Annotated in this window: 26 protein-coding genes; 10 read left to right on the forward strand and 16 right to left on the reverse strand. The window is 41.5% G+C overall.

The genetic code is table 11. The features are described from left to right. Window positions 1–119 precede the first annotated feature (119 nt). Complete coding sequence (gene dcd / locus NFU46_RS00345; protein ID WP_055021131.1) at window positions 120–707, forward strand: dCTP deaminase; 588 nt, start codon at window positions 120–122, stop codon at window positions 705–707. Between the two features lie 130 nt (window positions 708–837). After that, complete coding sequence (locus NFU46_RS00350; RefSeq protein ID WP_251598697.1) at window positions 838–3,333, forward strand: EAL domain-containing protein; 2,496 nt, start codon at window positions 838–840, stop codon at window positions 3,331–3,333. On the opposite strand, the gene NFU46_RS00355 is transcribed toward NFU46_RS00350, so the two are convergent. Beyond that, the gene (locus NFU46_RS00355) at window positions 3,299–4,075 is read right to left on the reverse strand and encodes a CLCA_X family protein (RefSeq protein WP_251598699.1); all 777 of its coding nucleotides are present in this window, start codon (window positions 4,073–4,075) and stop codon (window positions 3,299–3,301) included. The genes NFU46_RS00350 and NFU46_RS00355 overlap by 35 nt on opposite strands. Further along, window positions 4,075–4,674: a tRNA-uridine aminocarboxypropyltransferase gene (locus NFU46_RS00360; RefSeq protein ID WP_175078152.1), complete on the reverse strand. Its 600-nt coding sequence runs from the start codon at window positions 4,672–4,674 to the stop codon at window positions 4,075–4,077. Before NFU46_RS00360 ends, NFU46_RS00355 begins: the two co-directional genes overlap by 1 nt. A 129-nt stretch (window positions 4,675–4,803) precedes the next feature. Between NFU46_RS00360 and NFU46_RS00365 the strand changes: the two genes are divergently transcribed. Further along, a complete protein-coding gene (locus NFU46_RS00365; RefSeq protein ID WP_251598701.1) occupies window positions 4,804–5,148 on the forward strand; it encodes an Hpt domain-containing protein in 345 nt (114 codons plus the stop codon). A 93-nt stretch (window positions 5,149–5,241) separates the two neighbouring features. Further along, on the forward strand, window positions 5,242–6,459 hold the full coding sequence (locus tag NFU46_RS00370) for a pyridoxal phosphate-dependent aminotransferase (RefSeq protein ID WP_251598703.1): 1,218 nt from the start codon (window positions 5,242–5,244) through the stop codon (window positions 6,457–6,459). A 25-nt stretch (window positions 6,460–6,484) separates the two neighbouring features. Here NFU46_RS00370 and NFU46_RS00375 read toward each other — a convergent pair whose 3' ends face one another. Genes NFU46_RS00375 through NFU46_RS00390 form a run of 4 tightly spaced genes read right to left on the reverse strand, consistent with a single transcriptional unit; the run spans window position 6,485 to window position 9,385 of the window. Beyond that, the gene (locus tag NFU46_RS00375) at window positions 6,485–6,952 is read right to left on the reverse strand and encodes a glycine zipper 2TM domain-containing protein (protein WP_251598705.1); all 468 of its coding nucleotides are present in this window, start codon (window positions 6,950–6,952) and stop codon (window positions 6,485–6,487) included. Window positions 6,953–6,964: 12 nt separating this feature from the next. Next, window positions 6,965–7,576 carry a penicillin-binding protein activator LpoB gene (gene lpoB / locus NFU46_RS00380; RefSeq protein ID WP_054561262.1) on the reverse strand — a complete coding sequence of 204 codons (612 nt, stop codon included), beginning with the start codon at window positions 7,574–7,576 and terminating at the stop codon, window positions 6,965–6,967. A 10-nt stretch (window positions 7,577–7,586) separates the two neighbouring features. Next, complete coding sequence (locus NFU46_RS00385) at window positions 7,587–8,012, reverse strand: YcfL family protein (RefSeq protein ID WP_251598707.1); 426 nt, start codon at window positions 8,010–8,012, stop codon at window positions 7,587–7,589. Window positions 8,013–8,020: 8 nt separating this feature from the next. After that, window positions 8,021–9,385, reverse strand: a complete 1,365-nt coding sequence (locus NFU46_RS00390; protein WP_251598709.1) for a COG3014 family protein — start codon at window positions 9,383–9,385, stop codon at window positions 8,021–8,023. 137 nt (window positions 9,386–9,522) lie between these two features. Here NFU46_RS00390 and NFU46_RS00395 point away from each other — a divergent pair, with 137 nt between their 5' ends. Continuing rightward, a complete protein-coding gene (locus tag NFU46_RS00395) occupies window positions 9,523–10,392 on the forward strand; it encodes a DMT family transporter (RefSeq protein WP_175081770.1) in 870 nt (289 codons plus the stop codon). On the opposite strand, the gene NFU46_RS00400 is transcribed toward NFU46_RS00395, so the two are convergent. The 7 genes from NFU46_RS00400 to NFU46_RS00430 all read right to left on the reverse strand — a co-directional run bounded on the left by NFU46_RS00400 (window position 10,379) and on the right by NFU46_RS00430 (window position 17,014). Continuing rightward, a complete protein-coding gene (locus NFU46_RS00400) occupies window positions 10,379–11,059 on the reverse strand; it encodes a M15 family metallopeptidase (protein ID WP_251598711.1) in 681 nt (226 codons plus the stop codon). The genes NFU46_RS00395 and NFU46_RS00400 overlap by 14 nt on opposite strands. Then, window positions 11,056–12,186 carry a succinyl-diaminopimelate desuccinylase gene (gene dapE / locus NFU46_RS00405; protein WP_251598713.1) on the reverse strand — a complete coding sequence of 377 codons (1,131 nt, stop codon included), beginning with the start codon at window positions 12,184–12,186 and terminating at the stop codon, window positions 11,056–11,058. The genes NFU46_RS00400 and dapE overlap by 4 nt, the downstream gene beginning before the upstream one ends. After that, window positions 12,186–12,530, reverse strand: a complete 345-nt coding sequence (locus NFU46_RS00410) for an ArsC family reductase (protein WP_054561266.1) — start codon at window positions 12,528–12,530, stop codon at window positions 12,186–12,188. Before NFU46_RS00410 ends, dapE begins: the two co-directional genes overlap by 1 nt. A gap of 5 nt (window positions 12,531–12,535) precedes the next feature. After that, complete coding sequence (locus NFU46_RS00415; RefSeq protein ID WP_062565157.1) at window positions 12,536–13,033, reverse strand: PTS glucose transporter subunit IIA; 498 nt, start codon at window positions 13,031–13,033, stop codon at window positions 12,536–12,538. 3 nt (window positions 13,034–13,036) lie between these two features. Continuing rightward, window positions 13,037–13,429 carry an ACT domain-containing protein gene (locus tag NFU46_RS00420; RefSeq protein ID WP_054552960.1) on the reverse strand — a complete coding sequence of 131 codons (393 nt, stop codon included), beginning with the start codon at window positions 13,427–13,429 and terminating at the stop codon, window positions 13,037–13,039. 209 nt (window positions 13,430–13,638) lie between these two features. After that, window positions 13,639–15,795 (reverse strand): phosphate acetyltransferase, encoded by a 2,157-nt coding sequence (gene pta / locus NFU46_RS00425; protein ID WP_251598716.1) that lies wholly within the window; start codon window positions 15,793–15,795, stop codon window positions 13,639–13,641. 4 nt (window positions 15,796–15,799) lie between these two features. Further along, window positions 15,800–17,014, reverse strand: coding sequence for an acetate kinase (locus NFU46_RS00430; RefSeq protein WP_251598719.1), 1,215 nt, complete (start codon window positions 17,012–17,014; stop codon window positions 15,800–15,802). 290 nt (window positions 17,015–17,304) lie between these two features. Here NFU46_RS00430 and yfbV point away from each other — a divergent pair, with 290 nt between their 5' ends. Beyond that, window positions 17,305–17,751, forward strand: coding sequence for a terminus macrodomain insulation protein YfbV (gene yfbV, locus NFU46_RS00435; RefSeq protein ID WP_130166284.1), 447 nt, complete (start codon window positions 17,305–17,307; stop codon window positions 17,749–17,751). Here yfbV and NFU46_RS00440 read toward each other — a convergent pair. From NFU46_RS00440 to xthA, 3 genes are read right to left on the reverse strand one after another with little or no spacing between them, the layout of a single operon-like run. Continuing rightward, window positions 17,748–18,545 carry a putative RNA methyltransferase gene (locus NFU46_RS00440; RefSeq protein ID WP_138600088.1) on the reverse strand — a complete coding sequence of 266 codons (798 nt, stop codon included), beginning with the start codon at window positions 18,543–18,545 and terminating at the stop codon, window positions 17,748–17,750. The genes yfbV and NFU46_RS00440 overlap by 4 nt on opposite strands. Continuing rightward, a complete protein-coding gene (locus NFU46_RS00445; protein WP_251598722.1) occupies window positions 18,542–19,192 on the reverse strand; it encodes an energy-coupling factor ABC transporter permease in 651 nt (216 codons plus the stop codon). The genes NFU46_RS00440 and NFU46_RS00445 overlap by 4 nt, the downstream gene beginning before the upstream one ends. After that, window positions 19,189–19,998 carry an exodeoxyribonuclease III gene (xthA, locus tag NFU46_RS00450; RefSeq protein WP_054552965.1) on the reverse strand — a complete coding sequence of 270 codons (810 nt, stop codon included), beginning with the start codon at window positions 19,996–19,998 and terminating at the stop codon, window positions 19,189–19,191. The genes NFU46_RS00445 and xthA overlap by 4 nt, the downstream gene beginning before the upstream one ends. 243 nt (window positions 19,999–20,241) lie before the next feature. On the opposite strand from xthA, the gene NFU46_RS00455 reads away from it, so the two are divergent. From NFU46_RS00455 to rluB, 4 genes are all read left to right on the forward strand, one after another. Then, window positions 20,242–20,673: a hypothetical protein gene (locus tag NFU46_RS00455; protein WP_054561271.1), complete on the forward strand. Its 432-nt coding sequence runs from the start codon at window positions 20,242–20,244 to the stop codon at window positions 20,671–20,673. A 207-nt stretch (window positions 20,674–20,880) separates the two neighbouring features. After that, on the forward strand, window positions 20,881–21,402 hold the full coding sequence (locus NFU46_RS00460; RefSeq protein ID WP_175081778.1) for an EF-hand domain-containing protein: 522 nt from the start codon (window positions 20,881–20,883) through the stop codon (window positions 21,400–21,402). Window positions 21,403–21,532: 130 nt separating this feature from the next. After that, window positions 21,533–22,123, forward strand: coding sequence for an SMC-Scp complex subunit ScpB (scpB, locus tag NFU46_RS00465; protein WP_251598724.1), 591 nt, complete (start codon window positions 21,533–21,535; stop codon window positions 22,121–22,123). Continuing rightward, complete coding sequence (gene rluB / locus NFU46_RS00470; protein ID WP_055198703.1) at window positions 22,120–22,992, forward strand: 23S rRNA pseudouridine(2605) synthase RluB; 873 nt, start codon at window positions 22,120–22,122, stop codon at window positions 22,990–22,992. The genes scpB and rluB overlap by 4 nt, the downstream gene beginning before the upstream one ends. Window positions 22,993–23,008 lie beyond the last annotated feature (16 nt).

Below are 23,008 nucleotides of genomic sequence, written 5' to 3' on the forward strand. Positions count from 1 at the left end.
ATATCCACTCCATTTGGCTTTACTGATTCACACTCGACTTTTGTTGTGTTTCAACTAGAGCTTAGCGTGTTTTTTCAGCTTAAAATCATATGTTTAAGTTGTTTTAGGTAGAATAATAAATGAGATTATCAGATACCCATATTCAGCAGTATATTGACGAAGGCCGCATTGTTATTGAGCCAACACCGAGTAAAGAAATGATTTCAGGTGTGACGGTAGACTTGCGTTTGGGCAACAAGTTTCGAGTTTTCCAAGATCATACCGCAGCCTATGTTGACTTAAGTGGTCCAAAAGATCAGCTTAACAAGGCGATGGAATCAATTATGAGTGATGAAATTGTGCTTGCTGAAGAAGAAGCATTTTTCCTTCACCCAGGTGAATTGGCACTGGCTATCACCCACGAAAAAGTTACATTACCAGCAGATATTGTTGGTTGGTTAGATGGTCGCTCATCGTTAGCACGTCTTGGTTTGATGGTTCATGTAACAGCACATCGTATTGATCCAGGCTGGTCTGGTAATATCGTGTTAGAGTTTTATAATTCAGGCAAATTGCCATTGGCTTTACGCCCAATGATGAAAATTGGTGCTATGAGCTTTGAAACCATGACAAGTCCTGCTGAAAACCCATACAACGTTCGTAAAGACGCAAAATATAAAGATCAAAATTCGGCAGTAGCGAGCCGTATTAGTGATGACAATAAATAACTCCAGTTTATGTGGCCTTAGTGCCACATAATATATTTTCGAACTTTTTACCTAATTTAGTTCACTATAATTGGCAATTTAAGCTTATCGGTCCCATACTTTTAGCTGGTGTTAAAAGCACGGAGCTAAAATGCACATTGTTGGCAAGCAAGTTAATTGGATTATCACAAAGCTGCTCATAATATTGAGTTGTGTATTGATACACTGCACCAGTGTTTTTGCTGCCAGTGATGATTTGTCTGTTTGGTTGCTTGATTCAGAACAACCACTTGCCAAACTTAGCCAATCTCTTGAAGTATCGTTACAAAGCGCAGAAAAACTAAATGCGCTTGAAACAAGCTCGGTCCGCCTTACAGCTAAAACATCCCATTGGCTAGTCATCGATTTATACCAACTACCCGAAAATAAAAACTATGTTGTTTTTCTTGGCGAACCCAATTTAAGCTGGGCTAAGTTTTATCTTTTAGATGAAAACTATCAGGCTACCAATAATCAGCGACTCGCTTCACTAGAAAGCTTATCAAATGTGAGGCCGCATTGGTTAATAGAGCATAGCCAAGGACATCGCTGGGCTTTAGTTAACTTTGTGCATGATAGGGCACTGACGATAGAAGTTGGGGTGGTCTCTGCTAAAACTTTTGAAACCAATTTACATCAAATAATTTTAAGCTATGGCGCAATTTTAGGCGTGCTAATTTTATGCATGTTCGTGTGCGCAGTATATTTCTTTGTCTCTCAGCAACTAAAGTATATGGTGTTAAGTGCCTACTTTTTGCTTGTTACGGTCGGATTTCTCATAGATAACGGTTTAATCAACTATCTAGTTGATGGCTTAGATTGGGAAGCAAAATGGCCGGTTAATGAATTTGCACTGTGTTTTGTTAGCTACTTTTTATATCATTTTTTAGCCATTCATACATACAAACCTCTTTTTAAAAAAGCATGGCAAGCAATGATTGTATGTTTGCTTATTGCAGCTTTACTGTCATCAATTCAACCACAGTTCAATCGCCAGTGGTTATTTATCGTTTCTTGCGTTGGATTCTTGAGTTTTGCTGGTGCTCTATTTTTTAGTTTAATGGGGCGTAAAAATAGCCGAACCCACCTACGTGTTTTTATGCTTTTAACTATTGTTATTCAAGTGCTGAGTCTAGTTATTTGGAATGGATTTGGCATTGGTTATCATGGTGTCCATAACACCATATTGCTGCTCACTTCGTTGGCGATATGTTCCGTACTGTTGTTAAAAGATCGCCAGCAAATATCAGCATTTAATTATTCTATGCTGCATGATGCAGATACTAAACTGCCAAATAAGCAATTTTTGCTCGCGCAGATAGTGAAAAAAGTTTCGCAGAAACAACACTTCTCAGTTTTATTATTTAAGGCTCATGTACTTTCAAATGCCCGTTCTACCTTTGGCTTTGAACAGGCCAATATTTGTATCAATGAAAGATTAAGTATCTTAAATACTCAGTTGCAGAGTATGAATGCACTAAAACTTGAAATCCAAACCAGTAGAAGTGCTTGGCTTGCACATGTTGATGACAACACATTTGGTTGTCTAATAATGGGAGAACTTGAACTAAGTCACATTGAGCAGTTTGCATGTTTGATCCATGGTGTGTTTGAAGAAGGGCTCACCCATGAAGAAATTAATTTAGTCGACAGTGTTGATATCGGCGTTGCTTATTACCCAATGCACGGTAATACCGCGAAACAAATTTTCCAATGTGCGATACAAGCAATGTCTGAAAAGCGTTTACAAGGTGAGCGTTGGCGCATGTTTGATTCAGAAACTGCACGCCTGTCTGAGCAAAGGTTATCGATTGCTGCAGCGCTTAAAATAGCGATTGATGAAGACCAACTCAGCTTACACTTTCAGCCACAGATTTGCTTAAAAACAGGCAAAGTTGTTGGCTGTGAAGCATTGCTGCGTTGGCAGCATCCCGTATTTGGTGCAGTAAGCCCAGATGTGTTTATTCCAATTGCAGAGTCAGCAGGGGTGATCAATCAGCTTACAGAGTGGGTCGTTGAAAGGGGCGTCGAATGGCAAGCGAAGTTTTGTAAACTGATACCCGATCACGTTATTTCTATAAATATTTCAGCAAAAGATTTATTAAATAAAGACTTACCCGTGCTGTTAATCACTATTTTAAATGAGCAAAAAGTAGCGGCTGAATCTGTGATGTTGGAGCTTACAGAATCAGCCACTTTAGAAGAAAGTAAAAAAATTAAAGCGACACTTGATGACTACCGTTTAATCGGCTTAAAGCTTGCAATTGATGATTTTGGTACTGGCTACTCATCGCTTGCCTATCTGAGCCAGCTAGGCTTTGATGAAGTTAAAATAGATAAACAATTTGTGTTAAACCTGCCATTTTCTGTGAACGATCAGAGTATCTGCCGGGCTACCTGTGATATCGCCACTACTTTGGGTGCACATGTTGTTGCTGAGGGGATTGAAGATGGGCAAAGCCTAGCAATGCTGCAAAGTTATGGCTGCCAATTTGGACAAGGGTATTATTTTTCAAAACCGCTTTGTGCAGATGATTACTTAACTTGGATAAGCGAGGTGCAGAAAGTTGAAATTAGCCTTGATGCAACAGCGAACCTAACTGATTAAAGTAATTCAGCAGTGCTGAAAAGCAGCGCATTGTATGCTGCTCATCTGGGTAAATTAAGCCACTTGTCGATAACCCACTCACTAAAAAGCTATTTTTTATATCAGGGTACATGGCAATGCATTTTTCAAAACAGCGAGCCGCTAGTTCTTCAGGCATACTCATATAAAGTTGCTTTACTTGCCTATCAAAAGCGATAGATTGCTTCACAAACGCATTTGGGTTTTCACCTGAGGAGTCTAAAAATACCTGATGATAAAACTCATTTAAGCGCTGATTAAGTGGATGGCTTAAATCCGGTGATTGTTCGAGCCACAGTGCTGAGCAAAATTGCATACTCTTTCTGCCTTTGAATAAATGCTGACAAATATGGTGATCAAACGCATGAAACCATTCATGGGCGAGAGCGCCTCCGCCGGCATTTTTTGCAAGCGCAAGGGTTTGGCTGTGAGCATTGTAATGAGCCTGCACACCTTTTTGCCCACCATGACCAAAGGCAAAATTAAGCTTACCCCTAAGGCCAATTGCCGTTGGGGGTAAAGCCAGTATTTGCGCAAGATCAGCTAAGGCATCGTAAATTAAATTCGCCGCTAATAGCCGCTCTTGCTTATTAACCCAATTGCCAACCACCATAGTACGAAAACCAAAGGTATCGCGAATATCGTCAAAATCAACCTGATCATCAAAGCGATAATCTGGTCCCTGACGGTGAAAACCCGCGCTAAGTCGTTTTGATACACGCATTATAAATAGCGTGCCTTAACATCATCTGGCATATGTTGGGTTTGCTTATCGACCAGTGCTGCTAATAATTTGTATAGCGGTGTTACATCAAGGCCTTCAATCAGTTTAAGGCTATGAGCCACTGCTTCTAAAGTTGATAAACTATCTGCGCGTGGTGCTTTACGAATGACGTATTTGTTTTGTGGTATTTGCTTAAAACTCACAGCCTGAAACCCCTGAAGGCTTGGAGTTAATTGCAGCATTTTGTAGGCTTTTTTCCACGTACCATCAATCACAATTAAATGAGTTAAAGACTGTTTTAAAGCATCTGTAGTGGCCGTGTGTTCATCTAAACATAATGCATTATCAGCAGGATAGAGTACCGCAGTTGTTGCTTTTGGCAATGTTGCAAGCTGTAAAAAGTCTTGTTCTGACTCACCCGCAAGGATCTGGCAATTATCTAAGCCTAAATTCAGTAAATTAGCGGTGTTCTTAGTAACTTTTTCCTCACTAGGGTGGCGTAATATAATGATTTTTAGTTTATTATTGATTATGCTTATTGAATCACATAAACAGGTTTTAACTGAAAAGCCACAATGTGAGCACAATTCTCTAGCCATACGAACTCAGGTGTAAATCAAAACTATGCCGAGTATACATGAGCTTAACTCGCAAAGCAGGTTTGCTTTTTAGCTATGAACGGCTAAAGTTGCGATTTATATAATTACGTTTTTGATTAAGGGATAAAGATGACGACAATCACAATTGATGAGAGTGCACTTGAAGGGATGGAATCACTTTTAGGTGACCAATTTGCCGACACCTTGACCTTTTGTTGTAGTGAATTTCAGCGTTTAGGTTCTGAAGTACTTGCAAACCTTGGTTCAGATAACGAAGCAGCTGCAAGGCATGCACACAGCTTAAAATCAAATGCGGCTCAATTTGGTGCTGCAAGTTTATCATCGCTTGCTCAAGAAATTGAACTGACCCTAAACCAAGGCGATGTATCTACTGCACAAGAAAAATCACAAACCCTTGATGAACAAGTTTCAGGTTCTGTAGAAAAATTACAAGCTTGGTTCGCTACTCGCTAAAAACTTGAATTTATTTCAGTTATAACCGCAAAAATCCTCTGGCATGGTACCCCTTTACTGGGGTAGTCTTAAGGCTAATTAGTAGAGGTAACCATGTCACAAATCAAAAAGAGTCACAAACTAGACGGTGTCTGTTATGACATACGTGGGCCTGTGCTTGCACAAGCTCGAAAAATGGAAGACGAAGGGCAAAAAGTATTAAAGCTAAACATTGGCAACCCAGCTGCCTTTGGCTTTGATATGCCTGAAGATATGCACAAAGATATCATCCGTAACTTATATTCAGCCCAAGGCTACTGTGACTCTAAAGGCCTCTACTCAGCCCGTGTGGCTGTCTATCAACACTATCAGCAACGCGGATTATTTAATCTTGATGTCGATAATATTTATATCGGCAATGGGGTCAGCGAATTAATTCAAATGACCACACAAGCATTACTTGATAATGACGATGAAGTGCTTATTCCTGCACCGGATTATCCGCTATGGACTGCATCGGTTAAATTAGCAGGGGGTAACCCTGTGCATTATCTATGTGATGAAGAACAAGATTGGTTCCCTGATATTGCTGATATTAAATCGAAGATCACCTCAAAGACCAAAGCGTTGGTGCTTATAAACCCGAATAACCCAACAGGGGCGGTGTATAGTGATGATCTGTTGATGGAACTTATCAATATTGCTCGCGAGCACAAGTTATTGTTACTGAGCGATGAAATTTACGAGAAAATCTTGTATGACGGTGTCAGCCACAGCTCGATTGGTGCGCTGTGTGATGATGTGCCAATTATCACCTTTAATGGCCTAGCAAAAACGTACCGCGCTGCGGGATTGCGTATGGGCTGGATGGTCTTAAGCGGTCGTACTAGCATGATGGACGACTTAAGCCGTGGCCTAGATATGCTGGCATCAATGCGCTTATGTGCCAATGTGCCTGCTCAGTATGCTATTCAACAAGCTTTAGGCGGTGTGCAGTCAATCGATAACTTGATAAACCCTGGTGGTCGACTGTACGTTCAGCGTGATATTGCATGGCGTGGTTTAAATGCCATTGATGGAATTAGCTGTAAAAAGCCTAAAGGGGCGCTTTACGCATTTGCGAAAGTGGATACGGCGCACTTTAATATCAAAAACGATGAGCGCATGATTTTAGATTTACTCAAAGCAGAGAAAATCTTATTAGTGCATGGTCGCGCATTTAACTGGCCTGATCCTGATCATTTCAGATTAGTATTTTTACCAAACAAAGATGATTTAACTGAAGCCATGAGTAAGATGCAGCGATTCTTCGCTGATTATCGACAAAGCTAAAAAAAGCGAGCCGAGGCTCGCTTTTTTAATAAGCTTTATCAACACGCACCGTGTTATCGGTGAGGTACACCAAACGTACTTTATCACCTTGGTTAAACAGCATTTGGTTGTCTTTATCTTGTACAACCATAAACTGTTCGCCGCTTTCTACTTTGATCATCAATTCAACGAGCTGATACTGTACAACGCGACTGTTTTGTTGACGGTTGTGAGCAACAGAGCCACCAATCATCGAACCTAAAATGGTTGCTACAGTGCGGCCACTGCCGCCACCAAACTGATTACCGATAACACCGCCAATTAGCGCACCACCAAACGTTTCCCAGCCGTTCGTTTTATCTCTGACCAGTTCTTGTTCAGTAATGGTTCGCACTGATTGTACTGAGCCAAACAACACCTGTTGTACTGGTACTGCTTTGTTACGTTGATAGTCAGCATAACTAGGCGAGCTCAGTAATAAACAGCTTGCAAGGATTGCTACTAGGTATTTCATAAACCCTCCTGACTACCAGCCAAAAGTTGATTTCTCACGTGTTTTGCGGATTTCAGTTTCATCAGCCCATTCAACTAGGCCGCTTTTTAAATCCATTAAACGCATAGTGAATTTATAATACACATCAGCCTTGTCAGCATTTGATTTAACAATGCTCGATAAGTTGCCGTATAACATATATTGCGCACCAACTTGCTGGCCAAAAGCAATAGCGGTATTTGGGTTTACAAGTGGGTCAACGTTTTGGAAATTAAGTTGCTCGCGCACAGCTTCAACGCGGGTCATATCAACAAAGCGAAACTTACCACTGCGTAATAACTGTGTTGAGATTGAATCAGTAATAGATTCAGTATCAATATGCTCGCTCGTTTTGTTTTTAATACGCTCAACAAACACGATAGGGCGGGTATTTGCTGTCATGGTACCAACCACAGGTGAAGCAAGTAACGAGTCTGTCATTTGGCTTGCTACTTTTTGTAGATCCGTTGAGCCAAAGTTGATATCTGTGGTTTCAACAGCTTGCGCATCACCATAGCTAACAACGGCTTTATTAGCACAACCAGACAGCAATAAAGCGCTTGTCATTGCAACGGCCGCAGCCGACTTAACAGAAAGTAATTTCATTGTAGTATCCTTAATCTTCAAATTCTTGTGCTTCTGTTGACACTTCACGCACTGCAAGCGAGAAGGTGACAGCATTTGCTGTCGGGGCTAGGCCCGGTAATTGGGTCTTAGCAAATCCAAATAATCTAATAGGTTGCCAAGGTGAGTGGTTGCCGCTAATAACAAAGCCATCAGCGTCATACCAAGTAAATTGATACTGTAAGTATTGAGACTTTTTATACTGGCTTGCCAGTGTCACAACAACATCTGTTAAGCCATTTGTTTGGCGTGTTTTTACATCTGTAATGGCTAATTTCTTGCCAAGTTCAGGGTTATTAACAATCAGTTGTTGGTTATACTGTTGTGATGCATGCTCAACACCAATGCCAGAAGTGGTAGGGCGTGAGGAGCAAGCCGCAACAAGTAAAATGGTTAATAGTGGCACTAAGTATTTCATCATTGCTCCTAGAGTTGTACGACATGTGTGTCGTAGTAGTTATTTATAGAGGTTAGAAAAATCAAGGTTAACCCTTGCTTACTAACCGTAAAGTCTATTTCGCCACGCCCTGGCACGGTTAAAGCGTGCTGACCTGCTGGCATCGCGTGCTGCGCAATACTCAGTTGACTAGGTAAAGTCGACCAGCTTCGCGTATCAGCCTGCTCTGATGCAATGTTATAAATATTCGCTAAAATATTTCCGACATCGCCGCCGCTTCTTGCCAATTCTGCGCGCATCTTTTCTTTTGCAACCAAACGCATAACTTGGCGGGTTATTCTGCCAGCACTTTGATCTTTTAACGTCTTTGCTGCCAAGGCTTCAAGCCTAACAATGGGCGTCAGTGGCAAATTTTCGCCACCGAGACTCACGGTTTTATCACTGCCCGCATAGGGCGCATCGCGATAAACTGGCATGGCAATACTGTAAAAGCGTGCATCACCACGGGAGGTATAAATGGGTAATCGTAAATGAAACTCTTGCCTTGCTGGTATCAAACCTTGCTCTGCAATTACAATTACTTGGCCCGTGTTTGCTTGAGTCTGTTTTATCTTGCCAAAGCGTTTGCTAAATTCTTCAAAGTCCTGATCAAACCCTTGTTTTTTGGCAAGGCGTAACACTGTTTGCTGTAAGTAGCTATTTTCGCTATTTATTTCGAGTGCTTTCTTATAATCGATATAGGCATCATCAAACTGTTTATCTGCCTCATAAAGTAGGCCAGACAAATAAAACGTAAAGGCATTTTGAAAGCCATTTTTGACATTACCAATAAGCTCAGCCATATCAGGGTAGCCTTCGGCTGCCTTTTCTGCTTGTTCATCAAGTGCGGCTTGATTGTCTTTAAGTGCATCTTCTTGCACTTTATTTGCACGTCTAACTTCAACTAATGCAGATTCAAGTTGTTTATCAAATACATAACTCAGTGCTTTGTAGCTATGCAGCATGGTCATTTCATAGGCTGCTGGCTCATAACCAATCACTGAGTCATTGGTTAATAATGAATTTGTTTGTTCAAGGCCTGCACTTAGTTGTACTTTGGCTGCTTGACGCTTTTTTTCCATATTTTGATAAACAGCTTCAAAGGTCTCATTGGCCTGAGAATTTTGTTTAGCCAAAAACTCAAGACGGGCCGTTTCAAGCTGATTCAATAAATAGTTACTATGGCCGCGGCTATTCCTCGGCAAAAGTTGCTGCGCACTTGCTATGTTATTTTGAGAAACAGCTTGGCGCACAGGTCTTAGCTGCGTCGTATAATCTTGGAATAGATCAGTAATACCTATGGTACTGCAACCAGATAACAGTAAAGCAGCTCCAATAAATAAACGTCGATGCACTGAACACTCCTTTTAAACAATGTACTGAGATTAGCATACGAGGCTTAACCTTCTATGATAAATTATGTAAAAAATCGTAAGTTAATTGTCTAATTTTAGGTCTTATCTTTTTTAAAACCAAAAGGATAACTCATTTGTTGAGCACCATACTGTATACCTTGATTGCACTTTGTGCGTTTGCAGCTAACTCTTTGCTGTGCCGGATGGCATTACAAAGTGGTGATATTGATCCGTTAAGTTTTACTGCTATTCGCTTAGCCAGTGGGGCGTTTATGTTGCTTGGCTTACTTTTATGGCAAACAACTTTATTGAGATCAAAATCACAATCAGCACAACCTTTAACCGATAAAGGTAACAATATCAGTGCCCTTAGTTTATTTGTTTACGCGCTGTGCTTTTCAGTTGCCTATGTTGATTTAAACACAGGCACAGGCGCACTTATCTTATTTTCAGCAGTACAGTTAACCATGATAGGCCATAGTGTTTTAAATAAAGAACCACTCAGTAAAGTGCAGTGGGGGGCTTTGTTTGTTGCTTTTGCGGGTTTTATTTACTTAATGCTGCCCTCAGCCACAGTGCCTTCTTTCATACCAGCAATGCTTATGGCGTTAAGTGGCGTGGCATGGGGTATTTACAGTATTCGCGGAAAATCATGCAGCTCACCGTTGCAAGCAACCAGCTTTAACTTTCTAAGAAGTTTAATACTCGTGCCAATTTTAGTGTTTCTAGCCGTGGTTGATTGGCAAGGTATTACTGCGAGTGGGGTTTATTTAGCGATAGCCTCTGGAGCGCTTGCATCTGGGCTTGGCTATAGCATTTGGTACATTGCACTACCTAGGCTTAAAAGTAGCCAAGCAGGTGTAGTGCAGCTAACCGTGCCTGTGCTTGCCACATTAGCTGGGGTGGTGGTTTTAGATGAGCAATTAACAGCGCGTTTAGTTTTAGCCAGCGCCTTAATTCTTGGCGCTGTACTGGTGTTTTTAATGGCTAAAATTAGGGCGTATTAATATTTAATACGTAGCGTTCATACAGAGTGTTAAGTTCAGCTAGTATCGCTTGCTTGCCGCTGAGCTCACTTTGTTCAATAGATTGCTGTAATGTTGCAACTGACAAATACTGCATCATCTTTGCAGATACACCAATATGGCTGATATGCCAAGGCTCAGGGGCAACCCCACCTTTGTACTCTTTATAAGGGCGATAAAAACCATACTTTTCTAGGTTATCGTCAAGCCATGCAGCAAGCTTGGCAAAGGGTCCTGTGGGCGAATACTCATCAGGCGTTAATTGCAGCTGGTAATCATCGTCAATAGGACGGGTATCGTAGATGTCTAGGTCGGTACCAAAGTGGTGTCTACTTGCCCCCGGAAGTGCTGAGTAAAGCATAATAGCGTGGCACTTTTCAGTATCATTTAGGCTTTCTAAATCTACCGTTTGTTGCTCAAGGGTGTAAACCGGCCGAAGGCCCTGAAATTTAGCATTCCAAATAGCACTTTGACGATGAAAGTCGCGAAAGCTTGAGGCAATTGTTAGATCAATACCTGCTTCTTTTGCTCCTTGCTGCAGAGCTAAAAAATCATCGACAATATCACGATGCAAGCGATGGTTTTGTAGCTCAACTAAATGTGAGCTACTTAACCCCGTGGCGCATTGTTTAAGCTCGGTTGGGTTCATGTAAGCAGTTGCTCTAAAATGACTTCGTAAATATCAGCTAGTTGAATTAAATCATCCGTGCTAACACATTCATCTACTTTATGAATGGTTTCATTACGCGGACCAAGCTCAATGACTTTGGCGCCCGTTTGCGCGATAAAGCGGCCATCAGATGTACCGCCAGTGGTTTCAAGTGCGGTGTCGCGTCCAGTCACCTGCTTAATAGCGTGCACGGTGGCATCAACTAACGGGCCATGGTCGGTTAAAAACGGTAGTCCATTGACAATCCAATTTAGCTCGTAATTCAGGTTGTGTTTCTCAACAATATCAACCACTCGCTGCTGTAGCTGTTGGTGAGTTACTTCGGTGCTAAAGCGAAAGTTAAATTGAATTTCAAGTTCACCTGGGATCACATTACCGGCACCAGTGCCACCGTTAATATTCGAAACCTGAAAGCTCGTTGCAGGGAAAAATTCGTTACCTTGATCCCACTCGGTTTGACTCAGCTCAGTTAACGCAGGAGCAGCTAAATGAATTGGGTTTTGCGCTAAATGCGGGTAAGCAACATGGCCTTGCACACCTTTAACAGTTAAAAAGCCAGTTAAAGAACCGCGACGACCATTTTTTACTACATCACCAAGCACATCACGTGAAGATGGTTCGCCAACTAGGCATAAATCAATCTTCTCACCACGTGCTTCAAGAGTGTCGATAACACGGGTTGTGCCGTTGATAAACGGGCCTTCTTCATCAGAAGTAATTAAAAACGAAATTGACCCTTTATGATCTGGGTGTTTATTCACAAAACGCTCTGTGGCAACCACCATAGCAGCTAAAGAGCCTTTCATATCGGCTGCACCGCGGCCATGTAACATACCGTCTTTTACCAGTGCAGAAAAAGGCGGGTGCTGCCAATTTTTTGCAGGACCTGTTGGTACAACATCTGTGTGGCCAGCAAAACAAAAATGCGGTGACGCATCGCCCTTACGAGCCCAAGTATTCAAGGTATCAGTGAAAAACAGTGATTCAATATTAAAGCCTAGCTTTTCAAGGCGTTCGTTCATTAACGCTTGGCAACCAGCATCTTCAGGCGTTACTGATTCACGCTGAATAAGCGCTTGAGCAAGTTCAATAACAGGGTGAGTCATTAGGCAAAAATCTCATCGTATTGAGCTGCTTTAAAACCTAAGTGGTATTGGCCGTTATGCACAAGTACCGGGCGCTTGATCATCGCTGGTTGCTCAACCAGTAATGCTAATGCAGATTCTTTATCTAGGTTTTGCTTTTGTTCATCAGATAATTGGCGATAAGTTGTGCCGCGTTTATTAACTAAATCTTGCCAATCAATATGCGCTGCAAATTCGTTAACTAGCTCAGCACTAATGCCGTCTTTACGGTAATCATGGAAAGTAAATTCTTGATTGTTATCAGTTAAATATTTCTTGGCTTTTTTGATTGTATCGCAGTTGCTGATACCGTACATGATAGTCATAAATTCTACTTTTTAGTTACAGTGAGTAATGTGTCTACCCCAGCAGTGACCTGAGATAGTGAATAATATAGGGGTCCAAGGTGTTGGCTATTGAGAACGCATAGTGTGCCAAGCATAGGGCTGCTCAGCTCGCGTAAATCAAAATAGGCTAATCGTTCACCTTTGCTAATTTTACTGCCATTTAATTTAGCAATATTGGTGTGATTGATATGTTCTTCAACCGATGAAAACGATAAGTTTAATAAAACTTTTAAACCGTTTTTTGCCTGTAAAATGTATTCTTTACCGGCATTTTTAACTTGTAATAGGGTGCCATCGAATGGCGCGATGATGTTGTGGCTAGTTAGTTCAACACTAATTCCTGGGCCAAGGGTAGCAAAACGAAAAAATGGCTCAGGATGCTCGTTAATGCTTTTTACACGCCCGGTAAATGGGCTTTTAATGGCCATGCAGCGCGCTTTTCTGAGGCTGCGTTCGGGTAAGTATTGAACTTCGTTAGTCATGACTTATTTAACATCACCTAGCACATGGTAACCGTCTTTTTTCAGGGCTGTAATAGCTTTTGCCATACTTTGCTTTTTCACCAATACATAATCTGTATCGTAGGTTGATAAAGCAAAAATTGAAATCGACGCTTTTGCTAGCACGCCAGAAATATTCGCCATAATACCAGTTAGCGAAAAACCAAGTGGGCCAATGACTTCCAGTGCTTGCCAGTCGGTTTCTTGGTCCAGACTGTCGAGCTGGAAACTACTTGGGCAGACAATAGACAGCTCATCAGCCGTTTTTGCAATAAAGAAAATAGCTTGTTGGAGTAAGGCAGGATCAATCGTCGCATCGACATCTAAACTATGAATGGTAAGTTCTTCACTATGAAGTTGTAACGTTTGTTTTGACATCTGCGATCCTATCTTTGAAGCCTTTGAATTTATAGTATAGGTAAACAAAGTTAAGATAAAGCGCAATAATTTTGATTGCTGAGGTTTTACTCAATATCGCTGTTGAGGTTGTCCACAGAATCTGTGGATAAATATGGGAATAGGTCAGTATAAAGAAGCTAATAGGCTAATTTATAAAGGTTTTATAAATTAGCCTAAATTTTGAAGGGTTAATTTTCTAAGCTTTCAACTTGCTTAGCTTGAATCGCTGTAAGGGCAATGGTGTAAACAATATCGTCTACTAATGCACCACGGCTCAAGTCATTTACCGGCTTACGCATACCTTGCAGCATAGGGCCAATACTAATTAAATCAGCACTACGTTGTACGGCTTTATAAGTTGTATTACCCGTATTTAAATCTGGGAATACAAACACTGTTGCTTTACCTGCAACCGGGCTGTCAGGTGCTTTTTTAAGTGCTACGTTTTCCATAATTGCAGCATCATACTGAAGCGGGCCATCAATTACTAAATCAGGGCGCTTTTGCTGGGCAAGCTTAGTGGCTTCACGCACTTTTTCTACGTCAGCACCTGAACCCGAGGTACCCGTACTGTAGCTGATCATTGCAACACGAGGCTCAATACCAAACGCAGCCGCTGAATCCGCTGATTGAATCGCGATATCGGCCAGTTGCTCTGCTGTTGGGTCTGGGTTGATAGCACAGTCACCGTATACCAGAACTTGATCAGGTAACAGCATAAAGAACACTGATGATACCAACGATGAACCTGGCGCAGTTTTAATTAACTGTAGCGGTGGGCGAATTGTGTTGGCTGTGGTATTTACCGCACCCGACACTAGGCCATCTACTTTGCCTTGTTCAAGCATCATGGTACCAAGCACCACGTTATCCAGTAATTGCTCTTGGGCAACCACTTCTGTTAAGCCTTTGTTTTTACGAATTTCGACCATAGGCGCAACGTAGTCGTTGATCACATCACCTGGCTCAATAATGGTTACATTATCGTTTAGCTCAACACCTTGTTGCTCAGCAATTCGTAAAATCTCTTCTTTGTCACCAAGTAGGATTGTTTTTGCAATGCCACGTTGACCACAAATTGCTGCGGCTTTAATCGTGCGCGGCTCATTACCTTCAGGTAAAACAACCGTTTTCTTCGCTTGACGGGCTTTATCTGTCAGTAAGAAGCGAAACGCTGGCGGAGACATTTTACGAGTACGACCAACACTTTTTGCAAGGCTGTCTAACCAGTCAGAGTCAATGTTACTAGCGTTGTGATCTTTTACTTTATCGATACGTTGGTCATCATCACACGGTACTTCCATATTGAAGTTGTGCAGTAATAAAGACGTGCGCCATGTATCTTCTTGTGTTGCCAGAATCGGCAGGCCGGTATTCATAGCTTGTTCGCACAATTTCATGATGCGATCTTCAGGCTTAAAGCCACCGGTTAATAAAATAGCCCCAAGCTTGGTACCATTCATAGCCGATAAACAAGCGGCAACGAGTACATCAGAGCGATCGCCCGGAGTAACTAGTAATGCACCTGGGGTAAAGTGGCTTAAAATATTCGATACAGTACGAGCACAGAAAGTAACGCGACGTAAACGACGGTGAGCCATGTCGCCTTCATTAATAACTTCAGCCTTTAGGTATTCACATAAATCACGCACACGTGGCGCTACTAGGTCGAAATCCCACGGGATTGAACCTAATAACTTAAATGGGTGTTTTCTGAAAATAGGCAGTGATGCTAAACGGTTTAATTCGTTTTCAAGTTGCTCAGGCTCATGGGCTTCAACAAGGTCTGCACGTGCGCGACCTTCGTCATCTAAAGGTGCATTAACTTTGTTGAAAATACAGCCTAACACGCGAGGGTGGTTAACACCGCCATAGTTGCCTGAGGCAATTTCTAAACGGTCTTCAATTTGGTCGTTGCTATCGTTACTAGGCGTTAAAACAAAAACAATATCAGCACCCAGTGTTTGCGCGATTTCACGGTTTACACGGCCTGCATAAGGCTGGCGGCGTGTTGGCACCATACCTTCGATAATAGCAATTTCGTCTTCTTTAATGGTGCTTTCAAAGCGCTCTACGATTTCTTCTAGTAAATCGTCGCCTTTACCATCACCAATCATTTGCTCTGCATAGCTAAGCTCAAATGGTGTCGGCGGATTAATTGGCGAGCCATGGGTGACAATTTGCGTCGACTTTTCAGGACCTGTATCGCCAGAGCGTGGCTGTGCAATTGGCTTGAAAAAGTTCACTTTAAGCGCTTTTTGCTCAAGCGCACGCACTAAACCAACAGATACAGATGTTAAACCAACCCCAGTCGAAATAGGGATCAACATAATTCTACGTGCCATTTACTTAACCCTCCTTTGCAATGCGGGCTGCATCGTTAGCAATAACCCATTCTTCGTTAGTCGGGATCACAAACGCTTTAGCATGCGCTTGGCCTTTTGAAATTAAGCCTTCTTTACCAAAACGTGCCGCTAAGTTTGCAGCTTCGTCACACTCAAGGCCTAAAAAGCCTAATTGAGTGATTACTTTGTCACGAATGATATCTGAGTTTTCACCAATACCACCGGTGAAAATAAGTGCATCAAGGCGTTGTACTGGCACCAAGAATGCGGCGATTTGTTTTGCTAAGCGGTAGCAGAAAATATCGAGTGCAAGGTTCGCTTGTGGGTGGCCCTCAACGGCGGCTTCTTCAATAGTGCGACAGTCATTTGATAATTCACTAATACCTAACAAACCACTTTGCTTATTAAGTAAATCATCAATTTCTTGCACTGAATAATTTAGTTGCTGAGTTAAAAACGTGAATAAACCCGGGTCGATACTACCACTGCGAGTGCCCATCACTAAGCCTTCAAGCGGTGTAAGACCCATACTGGTATCAACGCTCTTACCATCTTTAATCGCACACACCGAACAACCGTTACCTAAATGCGCACTGATCACATTGGTTTGTTCGCGCTCTTTACCTAATAATTTTGCCGCTTCACCTGCAACATAATAATGGCTCGTGCCATGGAAACCATAACGTCTTACGCCGTGCTCTTTATAAAGCGAGTAAGGTAGGGCGTATAAGTAAGCAAGATTTGGCATGCTTTGGTGAAATGCCGTATCAAATACAGCAATTTGTGGCAGCGCTGAGAACGCTTGCTGTGCAGTACGAATGCCCAATAAGTTGGCAGGGTTATGAAGTGGTGCAAGTGCCGCTGTTTTTTCGATAGCTGCAAGTACATCATCGTCAATAAGCACAGATTCAGTGAAATGCTCACCACCGTGCACAACACGATGACCCACAGCAATTAAATTATCTGCAAGGCCTAGCTCATTAACTAGCTTCACAAGCTCAGCAATTGCTGCATCGTGGGCTTGGCCCTTTGCAAGCTCAATAAGTTGTTTTTCACCATTATATTTATATTTGATTGAAGGCGTATCTGAGCCAAGGCGCTCAGCTAAACCAGAAATAACTTCGTCAGAAGTGGCGGCATCTAAAATGGCAAATTTTAAACTTGAACTACCACAGTTAAGTACTAAAACATGTTGTGGTGAGCAAAGGGGCGTCGACATAGCTAGGTCCTAAAAGTACGATATCAGTCAGTGTATATTAAGGCTTGATAATTAGAATTCTTTGCCAGTATAGTAAATAAGTATTTTGTTGCTACACTTAACAAAGCTAGGCTGTAATTATACTAAAGTCTGGTTGACTTAAGCCGATAACATTTTATCTCATTTAGACTTTAAACGTTAGTCTCCTAACCATTAATTTGGTATTAAAACTAGGACAGGTTTTGCAGGGATTGTATCCGGGAGTGTGTTACACTCGGTTGTGAAACAAGTTGAAAACCCTAGGAGTGATGATGCAAAAAGGTGTCATGTCACAAGTGCAAACAGGTCGTCAATACGCTAAAAAATGGCCGATGCGACAAGAGCTCGCTCCATTGTTTGCCGAATTTAGAGTGATCAAGGCCACTGAACTGGCAATTACAGTGATGCCAATATTGGCAATGCTGACCGTTTTTATGCAAGTGAATTACTTAGGTAGTGATTATTTTCCACAAGCTATCACTATCGCGCTTTTCTTTTTATCACTACCACTTCAAGGTTTGTTGTGGCTAGGCCGCCGTGCAGAAACCCGTTTAGAACCAGCAATGCTAAGTTGGTACACAGAGCTGCACAGTAAAATGAAGGCGCATGGTTATCAGTCACAATTAACGACTGAAAAACCACGCTACACTGACTTAGCTCAATTATTAAAAGATATGTTCGAAAAAATGGATAAAGCCTTCACTAAAGAACACTTCTAATCGCGAACAAACTGGCTCACATAAAACGATAACGTTACTTTTTGTGGGCCTTGTTGCTCTATCTGCTGCCAATGCTCTGGGCGAAACTTCCACGCAAACGGCGTCATCATAATTAAATGTTTTATCTCATCGACAGACAACAGCACTTGTTGCTCTAACAAGTTTATCGACTCTTTGCTAAAGCCTGCTGGTGGTTCTATCTCTGTATGTGGTTTCACATCAGCATAAATAAACGCTTTTAACTCTTTAAGGTGCCAAGGGCCAGGGCTTGCAACAATTAAACTAGCTTGCGGTTTGGCAAGGCGAGCAAGTTCTTGTGCAAATAAAGGGGCAAATACACTAACAAGCACATCAGCCTGCGCATCTGCAAAAGGGGCTTGGCTAATAGACGCGACACTAAAATGCGCATTTTCGTAACGCTTAGCGGCGTACTTTACCGCGGGCTTCGAAATATCGACACCATATACATCGGCACTCGACTGCGCTGCAATTGCTTGCGTGTAAAAGCCTTCACCACAGCCTAAATCAATCACTGAACTTGGTTCGAGAGAGGCCACTAGCTCTGCTAAAGCTTGCTGTAAAAACAAATAGTGTCCGGCACTTAAAAAAGCGCGGCGAGCTTGCACCATTTCAAGATTATCGCCTGGTTGTTTAGACTTTTTATTTTGCACGGGAAGTAAATTGACATAACCCTCTTTGGCGATATCAAAACTGTGGTTGTTGTCACAACGGTAAGTTTTGTCGTTTAGAGTAAGTTCAAGTTTGCAAAGCGGGCAGTGATAGTGAAGACTCATGAGTCTAAATAGTCCTTATCATAAAAGGTTTTAACCCAATGAGGGCGGTAGGTGATCATCAAGGTAATGGCCATGCCATTGAGCATTGCTTCAGGAAACCAAATTATGGCACACAGGATCAGATAGTTTTCTGAAATCTCAATAAAACTGTAATCACCAAGCAAGTAATAAAACACACCGCTGGTAAGTATTTTAATACAGGCGATAACAGCAGCGGTTAAAAACGCGCATAAAAAGATATAAATAAAAAAGTGTCTCGGCAGGTAGCTATAGCAAAGCACAAAACACAAATAGCTCAATGTAATTGGTAAAAAAGCAGTAAACAATAAATGCACTGGCAGTATTGATATTGGCAACTGAGCGACTAATACCAAGAGTAAACTTGCAAGAAGGCTTGCAAAAATAGCCAGTCGCCAACCTAAAATTAGGGTCACTGCGGTGACCCCCAAAATATGCAATTCGAGGCCAGGTAATATGCCTGCTTTAATACGCCACAGTACCGCAAGTACAAGGGCACATGCGAGCACACCCACTTGTCTTATCGGTGTTGCCAGCAAATGTGACAGGCTTTGTTTATCAAAGCTGAGCCAAAGTATTATAGCCACACAGCTACACAATGGGAGCTGCCATTGCATAGTGTCTATCATGCGTTAAATGTTGACCAAATTGGCGCATGATCAGATGGTTTTTCGATACCACGCAATTCGTAATCGATACCAGACTCAACACAACGCTCAGCAAGAGCTGGAGTTGCTAAGATCACATCAATACGCAGACCACGGTTGTCATCAAAACCTTTAGAGCGGTAATCAAACCACGAATATTGCTCGGTTTTTTCTGGGTAAAGTTCGCGGAAGGTATCTTTAAAGCCCCAGTTTAATAACGTGCTTAACCATTCACGCTCTTCAGGTTGGAAAGAACACTTACCTGTTTTTAACCAGCGCTTACGGTTTGGTTCACCAATACCAATATCGAGATCGGTTGGTGAAATATTAATATCGCCCATCACAATAACATCTTGCTCTGGCGTGTGGTTATCTTCTAAGTGAGTCATTAAATCTTTATAGAATTGACGCTTATACGGGAATTTGGTTTCGTGGGCAATATTATCCCCTTGCGGGAAGTAGCCATTCATCACCGTTAGGTCACGACCATTTTCTTGTGTCACGGTAACACTGATCATACGACGCTGTGATTCGTCGGTATCGGTTGCAAAGCCTTTAACTACTGATTTCGGCTCTTGTTTACATAACATAGCCACGCCGTAATGCGCTTTTTGACCATGAAAATAAACGTGATAACCCATTTTTTGCACATCTTCGAGAGGGAAGGCCTCATCATGTACTTTGATTTCTTGTAAGCCAATAATATCTGGTTGATGTTTATCAATTACGGCTTGCAATTGGTGTAAACGAGCGCGCAGGCCGTTAATGTTAAATGAGATTACCTTCATGGTGCACCTATTATTTTTGTTTCAGTGTTTAGCGCAATTCTATCATCAAACTAGGGCTTATTCATGAGCTAATTACGAAAATCAAATTGGGTAAATGTTGATCAATTGCTGCTTAATTTAAAAACATTGTTAACTCACTATTAATTATTAAATTAAATAAATAATTCAGTTGATCTACTGATTTTTGTTTATATAATGCGCGCAAACCATCCGTTCATATTATGTACTATTTAAAGGTAAACCATGAAAAAACAATTAGTGATGCTTTCTCTTGCATGTATCTCATTTGGCTCATTAGCAAGCAACCCGCACTACTTTTCAGCTGATAACCGTATTGAATCAAAGTTATGTAGCTTAAGTGCGAACGAAGGGTTTACCGCTGCACGTAAAGAAGCAGCAAAGCATGGCATTTCAATGTCACGTTTTTCAAAAAGCATTTTATGTAACGGTACTGACATCCGTGAAATTGCTAAAAAAGCACAATCACAAGAAGCAGCTAAAGCAGCTGTTGAAGTGTTTGCTAAAAATGAGCAAAAAGAAACTCAACTTTGCATCACTGCACTTAAAAAAGGTTTAACACCTGTGCGTGAAAAAATTGGTAACTTAAATACGTTAAAATGTAACGGCGAAGCAGTAACAGACTTCGTTAAGCGTTACCAAAACGCAGCTATCTAATAGCGGCATTTTTGTTATTTGTAAAAAGCGCTCTTCGGAGCGCTTTTTTTTATGAAAAAATTACAGCACCCCATGAAAAGCTTGCTAAATCATAGGCTTAATCGTAACTTAACTGAGCTGTAAGTGCTTGATTTTAGCCAATAAGGCATTTTGGCATTCAACTTGTAACATTCGAAGTGAATCTAATCGACTACAAGGAAATGTCTTATGAACAAGTTAACTTTAGCATCAACAATTTTAGCAGCACTAAGTCTTTCAGCATGTTCTGCAAGTAACTCTTTAGCAAAAATCGACAGTGATTTTGGCAGCCTAGATAATGACAATGACGGTTATATCTCTAAGGTAGAAGCTGACGATGATGCTATTTGGGATCATTTTTCAAATATCGATACCAATATGGATGAGCAAATCAGCCGTACTGAATTTAATGCATACATGCAGCTAAATACAGGCAAAGTGGCAACTGATAGTGAGGTATCTGAATCAGCATTTAAAGCTGAAATCGCTAAATTTGACCCAATCGAAAATGACTTTAAATCGTTAGATAACGACAAAAATGGTTATGTTTCTATTGAAGAAGCCGATGACGACGATATCGCAAATCACTTTGGCTATATGGATATCAACAAAGATAAGCGTGTAAGCCGCACTGAGTTTGTTAATTACATTAGCAAATATGGCAGCGACGTTGCCGAAGATGATGCCCTTGAAATGGTTAAAAATAGCTAATTTCAATATTCATTCATAAATATCCCCCAAAGCCAGTGTTTTACACTGGCTTTTTTACAATAATTTTTCCAACCTTGGCCGACTTCTGTCATAATAGAGCGTTAGTGATTTAAAATGACCTTTAGTAGCGATGGCCACAAAACGTATCAGTGATGAACAGTTAGTCGAAATCATAGAAGCCGCGATTTTTGTTGCTGGAAAACCTGTGTCTAAACGTCATTTAAAAGAGACAGTATTAGCTGATTTAAGCGTTTCTATGCCGCGCATTAATAATGCAATTGAACAAATTCAAACGCATTATCAAACCCGAGGCATTAAGCTTGTTGCGGTAGGCAGCGGTTACAGGTTTCAAGCCTGCGCTAGTTTAGCGCCTTGGCTGGCAAACTTATGGCAAGAGCGCGCACCTAAATACTCACGAGCACTACTAGAAACTTTATCCTTAATTGCTTATAGACAACCTATTACCCGTGGTGAAATTGAACAAGTACGGGGGGTTTCTGTTGGCTCAGGAATTATTAAAACCTTATTAGAAAGAGAGTGGGTTAGAGTTGTTGGCCATAAAGAGGTGCCTGGGCGCCCAGCGTTGTATGCCACAACATCCGCTTTCTTAGATTATTTTTCATTAGCTGGTTTAGATGAATTACCGCCGTTACCTGAACTTCAGGAGAGTAAAATCAACCAGTTATTGAGCGATCCTTCTGTGAGAGAACTATCTGAATGAGTAATGTAGAAACTGAAAAGTTACAAAAAGTATTAGCCCGTGCTGGCGTGGGTTCACGTCGTGAAATGGAAAAGTACATCGATGCCAACCGTGTGAGCGTGAATGGTAAAGTGGCACGTTTAGGCGACCGTGTTGAAGCAACCGATGTAATTCGAGTTGACGGTCACGTAGTAAAAATTGAAGACAAAGCCGACCGTATTTGTCGTGTACTTATGTATAACAAACCAGAAGGCGAGCTATGTACACGTAAAGACCCGGAAGGCCGTCGTACGGTATTTGACCGTTTACCACGTGTTGATGGCGAACGTTGGATTGCAGTTGGCCGACTAGATATAAATACCGCTGGTTTAATGCTGTTTACTAACGATGGTGAACTTGCTAACCGTTTAATGCACCCAAGCTACGAAGTAGAGCGTGAGTACTCAGCTCGTGTGTTTGGTGAAGTAACTAACGAAACGCTACGCACTTTAACAAAAGGTGTTGAGCTTGAAGATGGTCCTGCAAAATTCTTAAACATCAAACCTATGGGTGGTGAAGGTATCAACCGTTGGTTCAATGTGACTTTAACAGAAGGTCGTAACCGCGAAGTACGTCGTTTATGGCAATCACAAGATGTTGAAGTATCGCGTCTTATCCGTATTCGTTACGGTAAGTTAGAGCTTGATAAGCGCTTGCCACAAGGTGGTTGGGCTGAACTTGATTTAGACACGGTTAACTATTTACGTAAAACAGTGCAACTAGGCCGCGAAACGCAAACTAAGCTGTCGGTTATTCCTGAAAAGCGTAAAGACAAGCGTGCCAAAATTAACCAAATCCGTAAGGCGGTTAAAAAGCACAATCAACGCGCTAAACAAACTAAGCGTCGTTAATCAGAAATATAATTGT

It is taken from the genome of Pseudoalteromonas sp. NCCP-2140 (genome assembly GCF_023708065.1).
Classification (GTDB): Bacteria; Pseudomonadota; Gammaproteobacteria; order Enterobacterales; family Alteromonadaceae; genus Pseudoalteromonas.

Bases quoted from the DNA above. Each gene is read 5' to 3' on its own strand.
- NFU46_RS00385 (WP_251598707.1), bottom strand. From the start codon at position 8,012: ATGAAATACTTAGTGCCACTATTAACCATTTTACTTGTTGCGGCTTGC.
- rluB (WP_055198703.1), top strand. From the start codon at position 22,120: ATGAGTAATGTAGAAACTGAAAAGTTACAAAAAGTATTAGCCCGTGCT.
- NFU46_RS00410 (WP_054561266.1), bottom strand. From the start codon at position 12,530: ATGACTATCATGTACGGTATCAGCAACTGCGATACAATCAAAAAAGCC.
- dapE (WP_251598713.1), bottom strand. From the start codon at position 12,186: ATGACTCACCCTGTTATTGAACTTGCTCAAGCGCTTATTCAGCGTGAA.
- NFU46_RS00355 (WP_251598699.1), bottom strand. From the start codon at position 4,075: ATGCGTGTATCAAAACGACTTAGCGCGGGTTTTCACCGTCAGGGACCA.
- yfbV (WP_130166284.1), top strand. From the start codon at position 17,305: ATGCAAAAAGGTGTCATGTCACAAGTGCAAACAGGTCGTCAATACGCT.
- NFU46_RS00400 (WP_251598711.1), bottom strand. From the start codon at position 11,059: ATGAACCCAACCGAGCTTAAACAATGCGCCACGGGGTTAAGTAGCTCA.
- NFU46_RS00430 (WP_251598719.1), bottom strand. From the start codon at position 17,014: ATGTCGACGCCCCTTTGCTCACCACAACATGTTTTAGTACTTAACTGT.
- NFU46_RS00420 (WP_054552960.1), bottom strand. From the start codon at position 13,429: ATGTCAAAACAAACGTTACAACTTCATAGTGAAGAACTTACCATTCAT.
- scpB (WP_251598724.1), top strand. From the start codon at position 21,533: ATGGCCACAAAACGTATCAGTGATGAACAGTTAGTCGAAATCATAGAA.
- NFU46_RS00370 (WP_251598703.1), top strand. From the start codon at position 5,242: ATGTCACAAATCAAAAAGAGTCACAAACTAGACGGTGTCTGTTATGAC.
- NFU46_RS00445 (WP_251598722.1), bottom strand. From the start codon at position 19,192: ATGATAGACACTATGCAATGGCAGCTCCCATTGTGTAGCTGTGTGGCT.
- NFU46_RS00350 (WP_251598697.1), top strand. From the start codon at position 838: ATGCACATTGTTGGCAAGCAAGTTAATTGGATTATCACAAAGCTGCTC.
- pta (WP_251598716.1), bottom strand. From the start codon at position 15,795: ATGGCACGTAGAATTATGTTGATCCCTATTTCGACTGGGGTTGGTTTA.
- xthA (WP_054552965.1), bottom strand. From the start codon at position 19,998: ATGAAGGTAATCTCATTTAACATTAACGGCCTGCGCGCTCGTTTACAC.
- NFU46_RS00455 (WP_054561271.1), top strand. From the start codon at position 20,242: ATGAAAAAACAATTAGTGATGCTTTCTCTTGCATGTATCTCATTTGGC.
- lpoB (WP_054561262.1), bottom strand. From the start codon at position 7,576: ATGAAATTACTTTCTGTTAAGTCGGCTGCGGCCGTTGCAATGACAAGC.
- NFU46_RS00375 (WP_251598705.1), bottom strand. From the start codon at position 6,952: ATGAAATACCTAGTAGCAATCCTTGCAAGCTGTTTATTACTGAGCTCG.
- NFU46_RS00360 (WP_175078152.1), bottom strand. From the start codon at position 4,674: ATGGCTAGAGAATTGTGCTCACATTGTGGCTTTTCAGTTAAAACCTGT.
- NFU46_RS00365 (WP_251598701.1), top strand. From the start codon at position 4,804: ATGACGACAATCACAATTGATGAGAGTGCACTTGAAGGGATGGAATCA.
- dcd (WP_055021131.1), top strand. From the start codon at position 120: ATGAGATTATCAGATACCCATATTCAGCAGTATATTGACGAAGGCCGC.
- NFU46_RS00415 (WP_062565157.1), bottom strand. From the start codon at position 13,033: ATGACTAACGAAGTTCAATACTTACCCGAACGCAGCCTCAGAAAAGCG.
- NFU46_RS00440 (WP_138600088.1), bottom strand. From the start codon at position 18,545: ATGAGTCTTCACTATCACTGCCCGCTTTGCAAACTTGAACTTACTCTA.
- NFU46_RS00460 (WP_175081778.1), top strand. From the start codon at position 20,881: ATGAACAAGTTAACTTTAGCATCAACAATTTTAGCAGCACTAAGTCTT.